This is a genomic window from Alcanivorax sp. MD8A (assembly GCF_002888555.1).
Classification (GTDB): domain Bacteria; phylum Pseudomonadota; class Gammaproteobacteria; order Pseudomonadales; family Alcanivoracaceae; genus Alcanivorax.
Window position 1 is genome coordinate 24,566 of the sequence record NZ_AQOQ01000029.1, and the last position, 18,523, is coordinate 43,088.

18 protein-coding genes are annotated in these 18,523 nt (G+C 58.5%); 13 read left to right on the plus strand and 5 right to left on the minus strand.

Translation table 11 applies throughout. The features are described 5' to 3' along the window. The first annotated feature begins 50 nt into the window (after positions 1–50). The 5 genes from A15D_RS13555 to A15D_RS13575 all read left to right on the plus strand — a co-directional run bounded on the left by A15D_RS13555 (position 51) and on the right by A15D_RS13575 (position 6,813). On the plus strand, positions 51–311 hold the full coding sequence (locus A15D_RS13555; protein ID WP_022985122.1) for a hypothetical protein: 261 nt from the start codon (positions 51–53) through the stop codon (positions 309–311). Beyond that, positions 311–616 carry a hypothetical protein gene (locus A15D_RS13560; RefSeq protein ID WP_022985121.1) on the plus strand — a complete coding sequence of 102 codons (306 nt, stop codon included), beginning with the start codon at positions 311–313 and terminating at the stop codon, positions 614–616. Before A15D_RS13555 ends, A15D_RS13560 begins: the two co-directional genes overlap by 1 nt. A 1-nt stretch (position 617) precedes the next feature. After that, positions 618–2,261 (plus strand): PepSY domain-containing protein, encoded by a 1,644-nt coding sequence (locus A15D_RS13565; RefSeq protein ID WP_102792367.1) that lies wholly within the window; start codon positions 618–620, stop codon positions 2,259–2,261. A gap of 323 nt (positions 2,262–2,584) precedes the next feature. Then, the gene (locus A15D_RS13570; protein WP_102792368.1) at positions 2,585–5,935 is read left to right on the plus strand and encodes an Ig-like domain-containing protein; all 3,351 of its coding nucleotides are present in this window, start codon (positions 2,585–2,587) and stop codon (positions 5,933–5,935) included. A 2-nt stretch (positions 5,936–5,937) separates the two neighbouring features. Further along, positions 5,938–6,813, plus strand: coding sequence for an OmpW family protein (locus A15D_RS13575; protein ID WP_022985116.1), 876 nt, complete (start codon positions 5,938–5,940; stop codon positions 6,811–6,813). A 114-nt stretch (positions 6,814–6,927) separates the two neighbouring features. Here A15D_RS13575 and A15D_RS13580 read toward each other — a convergent pair whose 3' ends face one another. Beyond that, positions 6,928–7,896, minus strand: a complete 969-nt coding sequence (locus A15D_RS13580; RefSeq protein WP_102792369.1) for a zinc-binding dehydrogenase — start codon at positions 7,894–7,896, stop codon at positions 6,928–6,930. Between the two features lie 97 nt (positions 7,897–7,993). Between A15D_RS13580 and A15D_RS13585 the strand changes: the two genes are divergently transcribed. Beyond that, complete coding sequence (locus tag A15D_RS13585; RefSeq protein ID WP_102792370.1) at positions 7,994–9,013, plus strand: MBL fold metallo-hydrolase; 1,020 nt, start codon at positions 7,994–7,996, stop codon at positions 9,011–9,013. Positions 9,014–9,056: 43 nt separating this feature from the next. On the opposite strand, the gene A15D_RS13590 is transcribed toward A15D_RS13585, so the two are convergent. Then, positions 9,057–10,442 (minus strand): hypothetical protein, encoded by a 1,386-nt coding sequence (locus A15D_RS13590; protein ID WP_022985113.1) that lies wholly within the window; start codon positions 10,440–10,442, stop codon positions 9,057–9,059. Positions 10,443–10,486: 44 nt separating this feature from the next. Further along, complete coding sequence (locus A15D_RS13595; protein WP_102792371.1) at positions 10,487–11,644, minus strand: acyl-CoA dehydrogenase family protein; 1,158 nt, start codon at positions 11,642–11,644, stop codon at positions 10,487–10,489. 160 nt (positions 11,645–11,804) lie between these two features. On the opposite strand from A15D_RS13595, the gene A15D_RS13600 reads away from it, so the two are divergent. Together A15D_RS13600 and A15D_RS13605 are read left to right on the plus strand one after the other, a co-directional pair. Continuing rightward, on the plus strand, positions 11,805–13,007 hold the full coding sequence (locus A15D_RS13600) for a 3-oxoadipyl-CoA thiolase (protein WP_102792372.1): 1,203 nt from the start codon (positions 11,805–11,807) through the stop codon (positions 13,005–13,007). Between the two features lie 81 nt (positions 13,008–13,088). Further along, positions 13,089–14,255, plus strand: coding sequence for an acyl-CoA dehydrogenase (locus tag A15D_RS13605; RefSeq protein WP_102792373.1), 1,167 nt, complete (start codon positions 13,089–13,091; stop codon positions 14,253–14,255). Positions 14,256–14,487: 232 nt separating this feature from the next. Here A15D_RS13605 and A15D_RS17265 read toward each other — a convergent pair whose 3' ends face one another. Further along, complete coding sequence (locus A15D_RS17265) at positions 14,488–14,712, minus strand: hypothetical protein (protein ID WP_158245814.1); 225 nt, start codon at positions 14,710–14,712, stop codon at positions 14,488–14,490. Here A15D_RS17265 and A15D_RS13610 point away from each other — a divergent pair. The 3 genes from A15D_RS13610 to A15D_RS13620 all read left to right on the plus strand — a co-directional run bounded on the left by A15D_RS13610 (position 14,711) and on the right by A15D_RS13620 (position 17,078). Then, positions 14,711–15,517 (plus strand): YbaY family lipoprotein, encoded by an 807-nt coding sequence (locus tag A15D_RS13610; RefSeq protein ID WP_102792374.1) that lies wholly within the window; start codon positions 14,711–14,713, stop codon positions 15,515–15,517. The genes A15D_RS17265 and A15D_RS13610 overlap by 2 nt on opposite strands. Positions 15,518–15,603: 86 nt before the next feature. Next, positions 15,604–15,951, plus strand: coding sequence for a DUF3302 domain-containing protein (locus A15D_RS17530; protein ID WP_022986770.1), 348 nt, complete (start codon positions 15,604–15,606; stop codon positions 15,949–15,951). Then, on the plus strand, positions 15,951–17,078 hold the full coding sequence (locus A15D_RS13620) for an HlyD family secretion protein (protein ID WP_022986769.1): 1,128 nt from the start codon (positions 15,951–15,953) through the stop codon (positions 17,076–17,078). The genes A15D_RS17530 and A15D_RS13620 overlap by 1 nt, the downstream gene beginning before the upstream one ends. Here A15D_RS13620 and A15D_RS13625 read toward each other — a convergent pair. Then, entirely contained in the window at positions 17,072–17,332 is a 261-nt protein-coding gene (locus tag A15D_RS13625; RefSeq protein ID WP_022986768.1) for a hypothetical protein, read from the minus strand. The genes A15D_RS13620 and A15D_RS13625 overlap by 7 nt on opposite strands. Before the next feature lie 92 nt (positions 17,333–17,424). On the opposite strand from A15D_RS13625, the gene A15D_RS13630 reads away from it, so the two are divergent. Then, positions 17,425–17,979, plus strand: a complete 555-nt coding sequence (locus A15D_RS13630) for a YigZ family protein (RefSeq protein ID WP_081703704.1) — start codon at positions 17,425–17,427, stop codon at positions 17,977–17,979. Positions 17,980–18,088: 109 nt separating this feature from the next. Next, on the plus strand, positions 18,089–18,493 hold the full coding sequence (locus A15D_RS13635) for a DUF1330 domain-containing protein (protein ID WP_102792375.1): 405 nt from the start codon (positions 18,089–18,091) through the stop codon (positions 18,491–18,493). The last annotated feature ends 30 nt before the right edge of the window (positions 18,494–18,523 follow it).

Consider the following 18,523-nt stretch of genomic DNA (forward strand, 5'->3'; position numbering starts at 1 on the left):
GCCGTTAACCGGCCCGCCTTGGCGGGCCGGCACGAAAGAATGGACAGGTTATGACATACCTTTTTACAGGCCTCGCCACGGTTGGCGCGGGCCTTTTGTTTTATCTGACCCTGAGCAATCAGCAGTGGTTGAAACAACCGTTGCCCGCCGGTCTTCGGCCGCTGGCGCTGATCGCTCTGGCGGCCAGTGTCGGGGCGTGGATGTGGGTCATGGATGACAAGGCAGGGTTCTTTGCTGCGCTGGTGATGTTGATGCTGGTGTTGGGCGTGTTGCCGTTGTTGTCCCTGTTGAAAAACGCGGAGGGTAAATAATGGCAAAGTCGAAAGCGGCGACCATCCAGCCGGACTGGATCAGTAAGACGTTGGCCGGTGCACTGCTCGGCCTCGGGCTGGCTGTGGCCATCAGCGGTCTGTTTGCCTGGTGGGGGCCGGGTGGGTTGGACGCCCCCAACAAGGTGCAGTTCAACATGTGGGTGATTCCGCTGTACTGGATGACCGTATGGAGTCTGGTCTATTTGTTCCGTACCGGGTTGCGAGCGTGGCTGGTGCTGGGTGCCGTCACCGCGGCGGCCCATGTTGCCTTGTTTGTGACACCGCAGATACTTGGAGCCAGCTAAATTGCGAGCCAATATTATCAAGACCTACAAGACCCTCCATACCTGGACGGGCTTGATTGCCGGCATGGCACTGTTCATCGCGTTCTTTGCGGGCGCCATGACCATGTTCAAGGGCCCCCTGGATCGCTGGGCGACCCCGCCCGGGAATGACATCCAGTGGGTGGCTGAGGATCAGTGGTTGCCTCTGATGCAGCAAACATTGGCGGCTCATCCGGCGGCGGCCAAAGGGTTTACCTTGCATCTTCAGCCGGGAGAGAACGTAGGGGCACCGCTGGTCTGGGATGCCAATCCCGAGCGCTCCCGATTTGATCCCCAGGAGCCATGGGGCGCGACGCTGAATGAGCGGGGTGAGTTGGTTACCGCGCCCTTTGAAACGTCTCCCATGGCGAATCTGATTGATATGCTGCATCAGACCGCAGGCATCCCCGGGAATGGGCACCATCTTTTTGGTGTTTATGTGATGGGTGCGGTGTCCATCTTGTATGCGCTGGCCATCGTGTCTGGCTTGGTCGTGCTGTTACCGACCCTGGTAAAGGATTTTCTGATTGTCCGTCGTGGCAAAAACCTCAAACGGTTCTGGCTGGATGCCCACAATGTGGTGGGTCTGACCAGCTTGCCGTTTCATTTGATGATTGCGTTGACGGTGATTGTCTTCGCTTTCCATGACTTTCTGTACGACGCGCTTTCCGTCACCGTTTACAAGGAACGGCCGCTGTTCGAAATGCACGAGCACCATGACCGTGGCGTCGACACGGTGGCAGAAAATCTGTTACCGCCAGAGGCGCTGTTGGCCAACCTGAAAACCCAGGCCCCGGATTTTGTCCCCCGCGAAATGATGTACATGGGGCCGCTTGGCGAGCGAGCGGAAGTGCGCATTGCCGGTGAGAATCTGGAGCATATGGTGCGGGGTGCCGATCGGGGTTTTGCCGCCATGGATCCCTATACTGCCGAACTGGAAGGCACGGAGTACTTGCCGGGCCAGGAAGATCCCTGGACCGAGATTGTCATCAGTATCTTCGCGCTCCATTTTGGCAGTTATGGTGGCGACTTCATGCGTTGGGTTTATGTCTTCATGGGCCTGGCGGGGGCGTTCATTTTCTATTCGGGTAATCTGCTGTGGGTGGAAACCCGGCGTCGCAAACAGCGCCGCAACGGGGGGCCGCTAGAGCAAAAGCGCAACACCCGGTTGATGGCCAGTGCGACCGTTGGCGTGTGCTGGGGCTCCGTGGCCGGGATCGCCCTGTCGATGAGTGCCGGCAAATGGCTGCATGGCACCATGGCTGCGGACTCCCTTTACCTGTGGGCCTATTACCTGGTGTTTCTGGCGTCGGTCGGTTGGGCATTCTGGCGTGGGCCAGGCCGGGGGGCGGTGGAATTGATTGCCTTCGCCGGCCTGGCCTGGCTCACCGTGCCAATGACTGCCTTGTTGGCCTGGCTGATTCCCGCCGTGCCGGCCTGGGTGCAAACCGCCCCGGGCCCCCTGGCAGTAGACGGGAGTGCATTGCTGGCCGGGCTGTTGTTGCTGGAGATGGCCAGGCGTACGGCAAAACGGGTTTTCCATGGCAGCACAGACAGTGTCTGGTACGCCGGCGCCCAACCGATTGTGGACGAACAAGCGGTGGACATCAGGGAGAAACCGGCTTAACGCTTATTGAATACTCTTCAATCAGGCCGCGGCATGAAAAGAAACGTCATGCTGCGGTTTTTTTTGTCACTCTTTTGTTAAGCAATAAATTGATAAACGCATATTCACACATGCTCAAGTGGGTGGAGGGAAACCCCTTAAAAGATAGCGTCTGGAAATGAGACAGAAACACTCGATCTGTCCGTGTATACGCCAAGTGTAGATAAAACGCTGATTTATGTGAACTTTTGAATTACAAACGCTAACGCCTGGATACCAGCGCACCATCGAACGCATGACACGCTCTCCGTGACTATGTAGTCCGAAAACAAGAACAGGGTGACATGATGCGTACAATAAAATTCCCCGCGATCTCCTGCCTGCTGCTGCTGCCGCTGCTGCAAGCCTGTGAAGAAGACCCGGATGTCTTTGTTCCTCCTGAGCCAGGCAATGCACTGATCTACGCCTATCCATCAGATGGCATGGTGGATCTGCCGCTGGGTAGCAAGCTGCTGCTGACTTTCTCTAACCGGATTGATGAAGCCGCGGCTAAATCAGGGTGCCAGGCCGATGGTGATAGCTTCAGTGGGGCACTTTGTCTTGCGGATGATGAAGGCAATCTGGTCGATCTGAGCAGTGCGACGGTGTCGAACCGGGATCGCACGTTGACCTTTTCCATGGAAAATTTGCAAGCGGGGAAAGAATACAGTCTTTGGGTGTCTCCCGAGATTGCGCCGGGTGTGGTGAACCTGAAGCAGGAGGGCCCCCTGGTGACCTTCCGTACCCGTCAATACCATCCAGTGCCGAATCAGGCCCCTGCGGTGCTGTCCATCAATCAGGAAAAACCGGGCACTTACCTGCCGGAGGCGACAGCTTCCGCCCGTTTTCCATTCATGGATTTTTCGCCCGTACGGATTACCTTTACCGAGCCGCTGGTTGAAACCAGCGTCCGTTACGGTGACACCGTCAAACTTGAAAACAAGGCCTCAGGGGAATTGGTGGATGTGGCGATTCTTAACGAGCGTCACTACATCACTCTGGATCCAAAGGACGATTTGATTGGCGGTGAGACTTACACGTTGACTCTGGAAGGACTCGAAGATTTTGACGAGGATGTGATTGCCCCTGTGACCTTCGAGTTGACTGCCAGACAGTCAAAGGATGATGTAGCGGATCTGAATCCCCCAATCAAACAGTTGATGAAAGCCCAGCCCGCGCTGGGCGATCCTGGCTACCCGGAAATGTCCCGGCTTCATGGTTTGCCATTGAATCAATTCAATCTGGTCACTGAGGCGTTGGGGATAACCCAGGTGGATGCCCGTCCGCTGGTGTTGGAAGGCTGGATGGGCCGCCCGGACGAGCACGTGGAGGCCGTACCGGTGGTTGCCCGGGCAGGGCAACAGCTCCGCATTACCGGTATTGATCCGATCATGCTGGGAGGTGAGGTACGCACGCCCATGTTTACGGGCGACATCATTGGCACCTTCGTCACAGATGTTACCGGTTTTCTGACGACCAATCCTTATCGTCCGGAAGGTTTTCAGCCCGACGATGATTTTGCGCCAATGTATGTGCACATGAATTTTGATCTTGCCATGCATGCGGTGGAGCCACGCGGCAATGCTTCTGTGAACCAGAACCTGATGCATATCCAGGCCGTGGGTGTAGTCGATGTTAAAGACGGTGCGCTGACCTTCGAGGTGTTCCGGACGCTGGAGCTGGATGTGCTGAGCGGGGCCGCCAAGGTGAGCGCGGATTTTGCGTTGGGTGTGCGGGCCGACGTGGATTTCGAATTCGACCAGATCAATCGTGATCCGCTGCAAGCCACCGGGTCGTTCCCGGAACATAACCAGACACAGGTTGAACCCAGCAACAACATTATTGTTGTTTTCAATGAACCGGTCAGTGCGCAAGGCATGGAACAGGTGCAATTGTTCCGCCAGGACAGCAGCGAGCCCGTGCCTATACAGGTACGTAGCAGTGGCTCCAACCTGGTGATTACCCCGTTCAGTGAACTGGACGCCGGCGTGCGATATCAACTGGATCTGGGTGACGAGCTGAAGGACATGGATATCTATGAGCCATCCCATCTTCAGTTTGTCCCTGGTGATGCTACCGACGGCACTGGTCAGATTGTATTTGATACCGCGAGCTATGCTGCCAATGACGACGCTCCGGTATTGCCTCCGGTAGTGCTGGGGCTGTACCCAGGCATCGGCTGTGCACTCGAGGATCGCGGGGTCGAACAGCAGGATGCTCAGGGCAACACCTTGAAGATGGCCGGCCGTTGCGTCGGTGGTCTTGAAGACGATTCGTTGTACTACCCGTTTTTCTATGATCTCAGCCGTCCTATTGAAGTCAGCTTCAACATGCCCATGGACCTGACAACCATGACGTTCGGGCAGATTGCCGCTGATGGCCAGTCTTGCGATGGCGGTGCAATGTGTCTTGCCCAAGAGGTCAATGGCAACTGGCAGAACATTGACTTGTCAGCGCGGCGTAACAGCTTGCGCATTCGGGCTGTGCCTGCGCCGAATTCGATCGTGGCGGGTAATGATTACCGTCTGGTGATCAACGGAGGGGACGACGGCAAGCCGGTGTTCCGCAGTCATGAACGGTTCAATAATCTGGCCATCAATACTGACCCTCTCAATGGCATGGGGACTTGCGGACCGTTCAAGAACGAGCCCTGTGAAGGTGGACCATCGATCCTGATCGACTTTACGGCAACACCGGATGTCGGCGCCGCCTACGCTACAGTGCTGACACGTGAGTACACCGATGTGAATGGCAATGGGGTTTGGGATGACGATGAATTCGAAGCGGTCAACAATCATGCTCGGGGTCATGTCAAAAGCACCGGAGGGCTGATTGGCGGGGCCAATCTTGATGACGGTGACCAGATCTTTACTCATGCGGCCTTGCCGATGGCGTTCTTGCCAAAGGCACCGTTGGACCTCAGTTATATCGGTCTGGTGGAAGAAGAGCCGGGCCGCTGGTGTGCAACACAGGAAGATGCGGACGGTGATATCTATTGCATTACAACCCTGGGTGACACCGCCATCCCGGTTGAAATCAATGCCCAGCATGTAATGGGTACCTCCCTGATCGCCAATGCCACCTTGGCCATTCCGATCCTGGGTGATCTGATTCCACTTCCGCTGGAAACTGGCGCATTGGTGTTACGTTTTCGGCCTTATGACGATATGGCTCCGCAACCGTTGCGAGGTTTCGTAATCAATGCCATCGACCCGGAAACCGGTGTAGAAACTGACGACCCTGTATTCATTACCCGTCTTGATGCGTGGCTGGACGCGCCGGATGTGCGTCTATTCTCCGCGTTGCTCCCTGGTGGCGAAGCACTGCCAAATGTGGCGGATGCCAATGTAAGAAGTCTGCCCGTGTCAGCTTACCTGACCGGTCCGGTGAAGTTCCTTCGCAATGGCCAAATTACGCTGGAATCCAGCAATGCTTCTGCAATTGCTGCATCCCTGAATTTGAGTGTGGATCTTGGAGCATTGATACCCGGTGTTGGAGATTTGCTTGATCTGATCCTTGGTGGCGTGTTGCCCCAAGAAGGAGTGGGATCACTTGAACTGGGGATCGACAAGGACGACTTTCGCATTCGCGTCGTCAATAACCCGACCCATGCTCGTTTGACCACTGCTGGCCAAGAAAACGCGGGGGAGCGTTAATCATGACAAAGAGTCGCTATAACAAGAAAGGGGTGGTGCTGGCCGGGTTGCTGGGCCTGTTCAGTGCCAACGCCAGTGCCAGCCAGGAAATGTATGGCCCGGATTATCCAGGAGTGAAATTCACCCAGGACATCTTTGGTGAAGATCGGCTGTATTTTCGATTGGGCGCGCTTTATATGAGCCCGGATGTTAAGACCAATTTCATCACGCTGAGCAACCTGTCAGATATTGCAGAGGTTGCCGTTGAGCCGGGCGAGCAGGAAGGGGAGGCCTTCAGTGATCCTCTGACTATCCCGGCTGCGACTATTGGCTACAAACTACGCTGGAAATTATGGGGCGGTGGCTGGTCAGTGGAAACTATGGCAGCGCTTCCCCCCACACTGGAGTTGAAAGCCAAGGGACGCCTTGCTGATGTGCCACTGGTCACGGAAGCCAATGGCATTCCCACCGGGGTGCCCGCACTGGGTGAGAAAGTAGCCGAGACCAAAGTGGCGCCCCCAATGGTTACCTTGGTGAAGCGGTTCCGTAATGATCGTGACTTTCGTCCCTATGCGGGTTTAGGTGTGGTCTACCTGTTCACCTATGACAGCCATGTCACTAACGCGACACTTACCGAAGTCGGCGAGCCCGAGCTCGACATTGAGGACAAGTTCGGTTGGGTGGGGCAACTTGGCGTGGACTGGCGTATCAGCGACTACTGGTGGTTGGCCGCAGATTTCAAGTACATCAGTGTTGAAGATGTCTCCGCGACCATGGAGCGCACCTTCATCCGGGCACCGGGCCTGCCCCAGTACCAGTACGCGGCGGTGGGAGATGCCGAATTCAACGCGGACATGAATGTGTACGCCTTCAGCCTTGGGGCCGGGTTTACGTTCTAATCCCGGAGTGTGCCCCCTTGTCTCAGGTTGCGGTTGAGTCTTTTGGTCATTGAGGCGGTGTTGCCCAACGTGAAATAGTGTTTTGAATACTGTTGCACGTTGGGCCCGATGCCGTTACTCGCCAACCACAATCACGCGTTTGCCACTGAAGGCGTTTCCGGCCATGTGTTCATGGGCGGCAATGGCGTTGTCGAAGGCAAAGCGTTCGAGTGGCAGAGGCAACAGTTTGCCGCTGGCAAACAGCGGAGCCAGTCGGTCGTTGAAGATCTGGCTCATCATGATCCGTTTTTCCAGCGGCTGGCTGCGCATGGTCATGCTTTTCAGGGTTTGCCGCTTCATCAACAGGGCGCCCAGATTCAGCTCGGTGCTCATGCCGCCGAGAATACCGATATTGACCAGCGTACCCTCGACACGCAGGCTGCCCAGCAGGGTATTCCACTGCGGCCCGACCATATCCAGAATCACCGCCACCCCCTCCCCATGGGTGACCGCATCCAGTTGCGCCTTGAGGGTGTCGTCGTCGCTGACCTGTGCGTCCAGTCCCATGTCGCTGGCGGTCTCAAGCTTGCTCAGGTCGCGGCTGCTGCCGATGGGGCGCGCGCCCAATGCGGCGGCGAGCTGGGTTGCGGCGAGTCCAACACCGGCGGTGGCCGGGCGAATCAGGCACCACTGGCCAGGTTGCAGTCCGCCTTCAAGAAACAGGGCGCGATACGCGGTGAGGAAAGCCTCGGGCAGCGTGGCTGCGCGGGCAAAGTCCATGCCGGCCGGCAGTGTCAGGGCTTCGCGTTCGTGGGTCACCAGTTGTTCCGCGTAGGCGCAGCCGGGCACCAGGCCCATGACATGATCCCCCACGCGCCGCGATTGCACCCGTTCCCCCACGGCGATGACGACCCCGGCGTATTCCAGACCGGGGATACGGCTGTCGGTGCCCGGCGGGGCGGGGTAGCGACCCTGCACCTGCAGCAGATCGGCCCGGTTGACGCCGATGGCCTTAACCTGCACGACGACCTCTTCCGGCCCGGGGCTGGGATCCGGCAGGGTCGCCAGTTGCAGTTGCTTGTCTTCAATCATCCAGGCTCGCATGGGCGGGCTCCCTTTCAAAAAAACGACGTCCTTTGTGCAAGCGCGCCGCCTGTGACGTTCCTGCGCAAAGGTCTCTGTGAAAAACACAAGGTTGGTTATGTCTCTTCAGTATCCGTTCACTGATCTGCCGTCGGCAGGGACGCGATTCAAGGTCGCCGAGGGCGTGTATTGGTTGCGGTTTCCGTTGCCGTTCGCGCTGGACCATATCAACCTCTGGTTGCTGGAAGATGGCGACGGCTGGACGGTGGTGGATACCGGGCTTGGCGTACGTTCCAGCCAGAAGATCTGGGATACCTTGCTGAACGAACAGCTGGACGGCAAACCGCTGACCCGCATTGTGGTGACCCACTATCACCCTGATCACCTGGGGATGGCGGGCTGGTTGCAGCAGCGTTGCCAGGCCCCCGTGGTGACCAGTGCCGGCGAGTGGGCACTGGCCAGTATGATCTGTGCGTCTTCCGATGAGCAGTCCATCAGCGGCTTCAAGGCGTTTCTTGGCAGCCATGGGCTGGGGGGCGAGGTGCTGGATCAGGTGGCGGGCAAGGGCAACGGCTTTCGCCGGGTGGTACGGCCGATGCCGGAGAATCCGCAACTGATCGGCGCGGGGGACTCGCTGACCATCCATGGTGAGCGCTGGCAGGTGCACATTGGGCGAGGGCATTCCCCGGAGCATCTGTGCCTGTACCGCGACAGCGATCGCGTGTTGATCAGTGGCGATCAGGTGCTGCCGACCATTTCCAGTAACCTGATGGTGCGCCCGTCCGCACCGGAGGCGAACCCGGTCACCGCCTTTGTGGACAGCCTGACGGCGCTGCGTGATGCCTTGCCAGACGACACCCTGGTGTTGCCCGCCCACGGCTTGCCTTTTCGCGGCATGACGTCGCGCATCAGTGATCTGGTGGCCCATCACCAACGGCAGCTGGAGGTGGTGTGGGAAGAGTGTCGCTCTCAGGCCCGTAGCGCCCATGACATTCTCCCGGTGATGTTTGATCGCAAACTGGATGTGCAGCAACTCATGTTTGCCATGGGGGAAAGCATTGCCCACCTCAATTGTTTGATGGAGCAGGGCCGCGTGCAGCGCCAGGACAAGGAAGGGGTCTGGCATTTTGCCGCCTGATTCGGCCATGGGGTGGCGGTTGCTGCGGGCGAAACCAATGTGCTCATAACCCCTGTCCCAGAACCATCATCCAGATCGCCAACATTGGCACCACCAGCACAAAAAACACCCCGTTCCAGCGCCAGGCAATCTGGTAAGGCGAACGCCGGATCAGCTGGCTGAGCACCAGCATTGAGGCCGTGAAAGGGGAAGAAATCATCGACAGGCTCCAGGCGCACATCATGCCCACCGCCAGCAAACGCGGGTCGGCCAGGCTGCCATCCCCCAGCAGGGTGGCCAGTAACGTGACCGACACGATGGGGTTGAGTCCCAATTGTGCCAATGCCACGACCAGCAGCATGGCGGCAATGGCCATGGCGGCGCCGTGCAGGTGGGTGGAGATCAGCAGCGCGTGCAGGGCGTCCACGTCAATCAATGGCGTCAGCAGGACGCCGAGACAGGCAGAGCCACCGAGTACCGCGATTTCGCCCCGGCTTGCCCCGAATATCAGTCGTGAGTGGCGGCCCAGCAGTGTCAGGGCACGGGGCAGCCCGGTGCCGCCTCCCAGGCGTCGGCGCTGACAGGCCATCCAGATAATGGCGGCTGCGGGGCACGCTACCAGCACGGCCACAGGCAGCCGCAGTTCGCCCAGCCCGGCCACCGCAAACACGCTCAGGGTGATGGCCAGCGCCAGCAGACTGAAGTGCCATAGTGGGCGCAGGGACGGCGCCCGGGTTGCGGGTACCTTGCTGGCCAGGTGTTGTGGCCGCAGTCGCCAGTCCAGCCACCAGCCCAGCAGGAAGAACAGGGCTGCCGTCGGCAGTGCCACCGGTGCCAATGTTGCCCAGGTCAGGCTTGGCATGTTGGCGAGGATCACCGCCATGGTGACGCCCAGCGGGGAGACCAGCGGTGCCAGCGCAAAGCCGCGCAGAATCGACAGCATCATGCGCTGCTCGCGGGCGAGTTGAATATCGCTGTGCCCGCCGGCGGCCTTCAGGGTGTTGCTGCGCTGGACCATGGCCCCAAACAGATTGAGCACCCCAATATTGATGATCAAGCCGAACAGGGCGGTGCCCAGCGACAGGGTGGGGTAGCGTAACGCCGGTTTTTGCCGGATCAGGGTGTTGCCTGCCTCGCGGACCAGCCGCGAGCGCATGGCAGACACACGCAGCAGGCCCAGCGACGAGACGAAAGTGGCAAAGAAACAGAGCCGGTCCAGCGCCTGAAGCAATACCGGCACCGGCTCCGGCAGCCGCCAAACTACGATGCCCGCCAATAACAAGGTCACCAGCAGGATGCCTTTGGCCATGCGAGCCTGACGGGGCCATTGCACCAGCAGGTAGATGAGCAGCGCTACCCGTGCCAGCCACGCTCCGGTTTCCAGGTCGAACACCAGAAACAGCAGCGTGCCCAGCATGCAAAGCGGAAGCGTTGCGTTCAGCAGGGGCAAGAAAGGGCTCTCATGGCGTCACAGCGGGTGAGGATCCTGCCTTGTCAGGCATGGGTGGCCTGGCGGGCCAGCTCACGGGCAATGACAATCTGCTGGATCTGGGTGGTGCCTTCATAAATACGGAACAGGCGAACGTCCCGGTAAAACCGCTCCACCGCATATTCGGCAATGTAGCCTGCGCCGCCGTGAATCTGGACGGCTCGGTCGGCAACCCGCCCCACCATCTCCGAACAGAACAGTTTGCAGCAGGAGGCATCCAGACTCACTTTTTCGCCCCGGTCCTTGCTGCGAGCGGCTTCCAGCACCATGGCGCGGCCGGCGAAGGCTTCGGCACGGGAATCGGCCAGCATGGCCTGAATCAGCTGATGCTCGACAATGGGTTTGCCAAACTGGGTACGCTCCATGGCGAAGCTCAGGGCATCGTCAATCAGCCGCATGGCAACGCCGACACAGACCGCAGAGATATGCAGGCGGCCGCGGTCCAGCACTTTCATGGCGGTTTTGAAGCCTGCGCCTTCCTTGCCACCGATGATGTTCTCCGCCGGGACCCGGCAGTTGTCGAAAATGATGTCGCAGGTATGGGCCCCTTTTTGTCCCATCTTTACATCGGCCTTGCCGCGGCTGATACCGGGGGTATCGCCTTCCACAATAAAGGCTGTCACGCCGCCGGCGCCCTGAATGCTGGCGTCGGTGCGTGCCATCACGGTGAACAACCCGGCATGAGGACCATTGGTGATAAAGCGTTTGGTGCCGTTGAGGATGTAGTGATCCCCATCCTTGTCGGCGCGGGTTTTTACCGCACCGGAGTCTGATCCCACATCCGGTTCGGTCAGGCAGAACGCACCGATCACTTCGCCGGTGGCCAGCTTGGGGACGTATTGCTGTTTTTGTGCCTCGGTGCCATCAATCAGAATCCCCTGGGCGCCGATACCGTTGTTGGTGCCCATCAGAGAGCGAAACGCGGGGGAGGTCCGGCCCAGCTCGAAGGCCACCAGCACTTCTTCTTCCATGGTCAGACCCAGGCCGCCGTATTCTTCTGGAATCGACAGGCCAAACAGGCCCATGGCTTTCATTTCTTCAGCGATAGCCTCTGGTATGGCATCGTTTTCAGCCACGGACTGTTCTGCGGGCACCAGACGCTCGCGAACAAAGCGGGCGATGGTATCAACGAGCTGGTTGAGGGTTTCAGGATCACGAATCATGGTGGGGTCCGGTTGTCGTGTCGATCGGGTAGGAGATCGCTGTGGATCACTTGCACCGGACTCTGTCACGGCCTATGCTGCCCGTCAAGTTTTGGAATTGAATTCCGCATAGCGGACAATCTGTGCCGCCAATGCTGTGCTGCCAGTACGGAGAACAACAATGATTGATGCCTATATCTACGATGGTTTGAGGACCCCTTTTGGTCGTCACGGCGGTGCATTGGCACCGGTACGGCCGGATGATCTGCTGGCGGTCGTGGTTCGTACCCTCACTAACCGGAATCCTTTTGCGCTCACCGCGTATGAAGACATCGTCATCGGCAATACCAATCAGGCCGGTGAAGATGCCCGCAATGTGGCTCGCCATGCCGGTTTGCTGGCAGGGCTTCCGGAATCGGTGGCGGGCATTACCGTCAACCGTCTGTGTGGCAGTGGTCTGGCGGCGGTGCTGGATGCCGCCCGGGCCATTCGCTGTGGTGAAGGGCAGTTGCTGATTGCCGGTGGCACCGAGTCCATGAGCCGGGCCCCGTTCGTGATGGCCAAGGCCGAGGCGGCTTACAGCCGCGACCTGCGTATTTTCGACAGCACCATTGGCGCCCGTTTCCCGAACCCGAGAGTGGAAGCGGAATTCGGGGATGACAGCATGCCCGAAACCGCCCAGAACATTGCTGATGCGCTGGGAATCAGCCGGCAAGAGTCGGACGCCTTTGCGGCTCGCTCCCAGGCACGCTATGAAGCGGCACGGCAGCGGGGTTTTTTCGATAAGGAGCTGGCAGCGGTTTCTGTGCCTCAGGGGCGCAAGCAGCCGCCGCTGGACGTCACTGCCGATGAGCATCCCCGCCCCGCCGTGGTGCTCGACAAGCTGGCGGGCCTGCCGTCGATTGTGGAGGGCGGTATCATCACCGCCGGTAATGCGTCTGGTGTGAATGACGGCGCGGCGGCCTTGATTCTGGGCTCCCTTGAAGCCGGTGATGCCGCCGGGGTTGCGCCTCGAGCCCGTATCCTGGCCGGCGCGGTGGCCGGCGTGTCACCCCGCTTGATGGGGTTGGGCCCGGTGGAAGCCTGCCGCAAGGTGCTGGCCCGTGCTAGCCTCACCCTGGAACAGATGGATGTGATCGAAATCAACGAAGCCTTCGCGACCCAGGTGCTGGGTTGTTGCAAACAGCTGGGCATTGCCGGTGATGATGAGCGACTTAACCCCAACGGTGGGGCTATTGCGGTGGGGCACCCGTTGGGCGCCTCTGGTGCGAGACTGGCCTTGACAGCGCTGCGTCAGCTGGAAGCGTGTGGTGGCCGTTATGCCCTGGTCAGCCTGTGTATCGGCTTGGGCCAGGGGGTCGCCATGGTGATTGAGAGGCAATGAATAATTAATAGTTAATAATGAATAACGAAACCCGCAGGTCGGAAACTTCCGCCCTGCGGAATGAAACGAACGGGATTAGTAATGCAACGATTTGATTGGAAAGATCCGCTATTGCTGGAAGGCCAGCTGAGCGAAGACGAGCGCATGATTCGTGATGCTGCCCATGATTATTGCCAGAGCAAGTTGATGACGCGGGTGCTGGAGGCGAACCGGCATGAGGTGTTTGATCGCGAGATCATGAACGAAATGGGGGCGCTCGGTTTTCTGGGCCCGACCATTCCCGAGGAATACGGTGGAGCTGGCGTCAACCATGTGAGCTATGGGCTGGTGGCCCGGGAAGTAGAGCGGGTGGATTCCGGTTACCGTTCTGCCATGAGCGTGCAATCATCCCTGGTGATGTTTCCGATCCATGCTTTTGGCAGTGAAAGCATCAAGCGCAAGACCCTGCCAAAACTGGCCAGCGGCGAATGGGTTGGCTGTTTTGGGCTGACCGAACCGGATCATGGCTCGGATCCCGGCTCCATGAGTACCCGTGCCCAAAAGGTCGATGGCGGTTATCTGCTGAATGGCGCCAAGACCTGGATCACCAATTCGCCCATTGCCGATGTGGCGGTGGTGTGGGCCAACCTGGAGGGCAAGATCCACGGTTTCGTGGTCGAGCGCGGTGCCGAGGGTTTCACCACGCCGAAAATTGAAGGCAAGTTTTCCCTGCGTGCGTCGATTACCGGCCAAATCATGTTGGATGACTGTTTCGTGCCGGAAGAAAATCATCTCGATGTGGAAGGACTGAAAGGTCCGTTCAGCTGCCTTAACAAGGCCCGTTACGGCATCAGCTGGGGCGCCATGGGGGCGGCGGAATTTTGCTGGCAGGCGGCGCGCCAGTACACCCTGGACCGCAAACAGTTTGGACGCCCGCTGGCCCATACCCAGTTGATCCAGAAAAAACTGGTAGACATGCAGACCGAAATCACCCTGGGTCTGCAGGGGGCATTGCAGCTGGGGCGTTTGATGGATGCCGGGCAGTGGGCGCCAGAGATGGTTTCACTGATGAAACGGAACAACTGTGGCAAGGCCATCGACATTGCCCGCCAGGCCCGTGATATGCACGGCGGTAACGGTATCAGCGATGAATACCATGTGATTCGCCATGTCATGAACCTGGAAGCGGTGAATACCTATGAAGGGACCCACGACGTGCACGCCCTGATTCTTGGCCGTGCTCAGACCGGACTGGCCGCCTTCGGGTAAACCCGGCGCGACATCCTGATCGACCGAGAAGGCAGCCATCTGGCTGCCTTTCTTGTTATTGGGGTACCCTGATGAGCACAGCCGGGCAAGGGAACCGTCGCGGCGGGTCTGGTGGAACCGCTGAATAACTCCTTGCATGCTCAGCGTGTCCTGAAGCGTGCAGCTGTTGTGTATTGCCTCGACGGTAAGGGTGGTTCCCTTTCCTAAAGGCAAGGCGCAGCAGATGTGGGCTTCAGGCCGCGCCTTTATGCTCGTCAGGGTACGTAGGGTCTTCCAGGCTGGCCCGCACTCGTTGTTGCGCTTTTTCAATGGATGGACATACACCTTCAAAATCGCGCCCCTCTTTACCTTTTGACCCATAGAGGGGGCGAACCAGCCTGAAAAACTGAGCATGCAAGGAATTATTCAGAGGTTCCCTCGGTCCATATTTCATTCGAACTTTTGAAGGTGCTGTCATGATGGGATCTCATTCGGGTATCACTCTGGGCTGGATGTCCCTGCTGCTTTTGACCATGGGATTGCTGGCGGGGTGTGATAATGACCCTCGCGCAACAGGGGAGGCGCCTGCAGTAAAAGGCGAACAGCGGGTTCTCTCTGGCAAGGTCATGTACCGGGAAAAAATCGCCATGCCGGAAGGGGCGACCTTGACGGTTTCCCTCGCTGATGTATCGCGGATGGATGCGCCTGCCGACATCATTGCCGAGCAGCATATTGATGCCCCTGGCCAGGTGCCGGTGCCTTTTGCGTTACGCTACCAGGCGGATGCCGTTGATCCAGAACGGGCCATGACGTACGCGGTGCGGGCGGAAATTCGTGGCGCAGGGGGTGAGTTGCTATGGACAACCACCCAGCGCAACGACGTGGATTTCAGTGCCGGAGTGCCGGCCGATATGACCCTGATGCTGGAGAAAGTCGGCTCGGTCAAGAGCGGCGCAGTGATCATGAACCGGGAACAGGCCCGCAAGCGTGGGGCCGATTTCTGGGCCCAAGGCAATGAGCCGGGCTGGCATCTGGTCATCGTACCCGAAGAGGTACTGGTGTTTGTCGGGGATTATGGGCAACGAACCGTCACCGTTCCTAACGCTGGTGCTCTTACTGAAGATACCGTGACATTGTACGAATCTACCTCGGAGTCAGCCGCCCTGCGTGTGGAGATAGAGAAGGGCGGTTGTGAGGATGGAATGAGCGGAGCGGAGTTTGCGTATCAGGTCTCGGTAACGCTGAATCAGAAGCTTTACCGCGGTTGCGGTGAAGATCTTTAATTGTGTCACCCTTTCCTGTGAAGGTTTTCTGGTAGCATGAGGGCAGATTGCGGGAACGCTTTGCTTTACTACACCAAGGAATCTCCATGCTTGATTATATTGCTCTTGGGCTACTGCTGTTTGTGGCGCTGGTGCTGTTTTACGGCGTCATTGTCATTCACGACATCCCATACGATATCGCCAAACACCGTGACCACCCCCATCAGGATGCAATTCATGTTGCCGGTTGGGTAAGCCTCTTTACCCTGCATGTCTTATGGCCGTTCCTCTGGATCTGGGCCACCCTGTATCGCCCCGAGCGGGGTTGGGGGTTCCAGCAAATACAGGAACAGCAGAAGAGCGATGAGGCATTATTACTGTCTATGCAGCAAACTCTCGATGCCCAGGCACAGCGAATTGATGCCCTGGAGCGCAAGCTGGAGGGGAATGCCTGATGGAAACGCTGATTCTCCTGACTTATGCCGCCATCTGTGTCTTTATCTTCAAGGTCTTCAAGATTCCGTTGAACAAATGGACGGTGCCCACCGCCATTCTGGGAGGTATCGTACTGATTGGTGCCATTATTCTGGCGATGAACTACAACCACCCCTACACCGATAAGGTGCGCCAGATCTATGTGGTGACTCCTATCGTGTCAGAGGTGCGGGCGCGGGTCCTGGAAGTTCCGGTGAAGCCTAACACCCCTGTCAAGAAGGGGGACCCTCTGGTCATTCTGGATAGCACCCGTTTCGAGGCGCGTGTGGCACAGCTCGAAGCGCAACTGGCGGATACCGGACAATTGGCCGAAGGCAATGTGGCCTCGGTGGCGGAAGCCCGCGCCAAAGTGATGCAAGCCACTGCCAAGCGCGACCAGGCGGTGCGGACCCTGCGCCGGTACCAGGGCGCGCCAGATGCTTTCAGCCGACAGCAAATCGATACCCAAACAGAGCGAGTTGCTGCCAGCCGGGCGGATCTTGACGCCGCACAGGCTGCACTGGCTAAAGCCGAGACCCAGCTCGATGGTTCAGTGGATGGGGACGACCCTGCCGTGGCAGCAGTGAAGGCGCAGCTTGAGGAGGCTCGCTTCGATCTGGAGAACACCGTAATCCGTGCGCCAATGGACGGGTTTGTCACCCAGCTGGCGGTGCGCCCAGGCATGATGGCTGTACCCTTGCCCCTCAAGCCTGTTGCCAATTTTATCAACCAGGAAGAGCGGCTCTACGTTGCCGCATTCCGTCAGCAATCCTTGTTGCGGCTGGAGCCGGGCGCAGAGGTTGAGATGGCTTTCACATCACTGCCGGGCCAGGTTTTCAGCGGTAAGCTGGTGCAAGTGATGCCGACCATTGCCGAAGCTCAGCTGGCTGCCGGTCAGGCGCTGGTAGGTGGCGCGGCTTTCCAGAAGATGGATAACGAGGCCATGGTGATTATCGAGCTGGAAGGGAATGACGAAGTACAGTCCCTGCCCATGGGGGTCAGTGCCCAGGCAGCGGTGTACACAGAACATCTGCACCATGTAGCGATCATCCGCCGGATCCTGCTACGGATGATGAGCTGGCGACATTACCTCTACCTGGATCACTGATCCTGGGTGTGAGTATCATCACGGGCGGCCTTGGGTCGCCCGTTTTGTTTTGGGCTGCCGGGGGAAAGCAGGTGAAAGACAAATCGGCCACAGGCCAGCCACAGCAGTAGAACCAGCAAGAGAAAAAAGACACTGCCGTCCTGGTAAAGCGCCAGGCTTAACGGCAGAAACAGCACGCCACTGAACAACAGCGCCATGATCACCGTAAGTTGGCGCCGGCGTTTGAGACTGGCAGAAGAGGGTTTCGGGTTCATGCTGTGGAGTTTAGCATAGCGAGTGTCATGCCCCAGCCGGAGCCATTGTCATCCACGGTTATCCTGTTCCTGCCGGTCCTGTAGACCGGGAAATCACCATCAACAAAAGCCGTTTTATCACCTGGCTCAGACCGGTGTGCGACCGTGATGAGGCCATGGCTATCGTTGAACAGGCACGTCAACGCTACCCGGATGCTTCTCACCATTGTTATGCCTACCTGCTGGGTAACCCCGCCTCAGCCCAGGCAGCCATGAACGATGATGGCGAGCCCTCTGGCACGGCAGGCAAACCCATTTTTAACGTCATTCAGCACAAGGGTATGAGTGATGTGCTGGTCGTGGTGACCCGTTATTTTGGTGGCGTGAAACTGGGGGCAGGGGGGCTGGTACGCGCCTACGCGGCAGCGGCGGAGTCGGTGCTGGCGGAGGCCGAAAAGGTAGAGAGTGTGCCGCAAGTACTGTGTCGGCTTGAGATGGGCTTTGCGCAGGAACAGCGGCTCAGGCATTGGGCTGCATGTCATGATGGGCAGGTGGAAGAGGTTAGCTATGGCCAATCCGTGGTCATGACATTGCGTTTTCCCCGTGATTGGATGGGGGAGCTGGAGCAGCTCTGCGCGGCCGAACAGATTCAGATTACTCTGCCATGAGCGGCCCGTTTGTCTGGCTCGATGTCGTAATTGGCTCTTCTCTTGCCTTTGCATCTGGCCCATGGTGATCTGATAGGACAATAACGACAACTGAGACTCTGGAGCGTTCATGGCTGACCGTCCCGTTATCGACCCCAATCCGAAGACCCTGCCCGACATCCTGGCCTCGCTACCGGATGACACTCCTATCGTTATGCTCAACCTGCTGCGCTTTCGCGACAAAGCGCAGTACAAAGATGGCGAAGCCGATTACAGCGGCCGCGAGGCCTACCAGAAGTATTCCGAAGTGGCCTTTGGCAAGGTCAAGGGGGTAGGCGGCGAGATGGTCTGGAAAGGGCGCGCCCTGGCGGGTGTCATTGCGCCGGAAGGGGAAACTTGGCACAGCGTCCTGCTGGTTCGCTATCCCTCCAAGCAGGCCTTCGCCTCGATGCTGGCCGACCCCGAATACCGCGAAGCCACCCGGCACCGTACAGCCGCGTTGGAAGAGGCGAGATTGGTGGCGATGCAGGAGTGATAGGCAGTTAACAGTGAATAGTGAACAGTT

Coding starts and splice junctions, on each gene's coding strand:
- A15D_RS13555 (WP_022985122.1), top strand. CDS start 51: ATGACATACCTTTTTACAGGCCTCGCCACGGTTGGCGCGGGCCTTTTG.
- A15D_RS13560 (WP_022985121.1), top strand. CDS start 311: ATGGCAAAGTCGAAAGCGGCGACCATCCAGCCGGACTGGATCAGTAAG.
- A15D_RS13570 (WP_102792368.1), top strand. CDS start 2,585: ATGATGCGTACAATAAAATTCCCCGCGATCTCCTGCCTGCTGCTGCTG.
- A15D_RS13575 (WP_022985116.1), top strand. CDS start 5,938: ATGACAAAGAGTCGCTATAACAAGAAAGGGGTGGTGCTGGCCGGGTTG.
- A15D_RS13580 (WP_102792369.1), bottom strand. CDS start 7,896: ATGCGAGCCTGGATGATTGAAGACAAGCAACTGCAACTGGCGACCCTG.
- A15D_RS13585 (WP_102792370.1), top strand. CDS start 7,994: ATGTCTCTTCAGTATCCGTTCACTGATCTGCCGTCGGCAGGGACGCGA.
- A15D_RS13595 (WP_102792371.1), bottom strand. CDS start 11,644: ATGATTCGTGATCCTGAAACCCTCAACCAGCTCGTTGATACCATCGCC.
- A15D_RS13600 (WP_102792372.1), top strand. CDS start 11,805: ATGATTGATGCCTATATCTACGATGGTTTGAGGACCCCTTTTGGTCGT.
- A15D_RS13605 (WP_102792373.1), top strand. CDS start 13,089: ATGCAACGATTTGATTGGAAAGATCCGCTATTGCTGGAAGGCCAGCTG.
- A15D_RS13610 (WP_102792374.1), top strand. CDS start 14,711: ATGATGGGATCTCATTCGGGTATCACTCTGGGCTGGATGTCCCTGCTG.
- A15D_RS17265 (WP_158245814.1), bottom strand. CDS start 14,712: ATGACAGCACCTTCAAAAGTTCGAATGAAATATGGACCGAGGGAACCT.
- A15D_RS17530 (WP_022986770.1), top strand. CDS start 15,604: ATGCTTGATTATATTGCTCTTGGGCTACTGCTGTTTGTGGCGCTGGTG.
- A15D_RS13620 (WP_022986769.1), top strand. CDS start 15,951: ATGGAAACGCTGATTCTCCTGACTTATGCCGCCATCTGTGTCTTTATC.
- A15D_RS13625 (WP_022986768.1), bottom strand. CDS start 17,332: ATGAACCCGAAACCCTCTTCTGCCAGTCTCAAACGCCGGCGCCAACTT.
- A15D_RS13635 (WP_102792375.1), top strand. CDS start 18,089: ATGGCTGACCGTCCCGTTATCGACCCCAATCCGAAGACCCTGCCCGAC.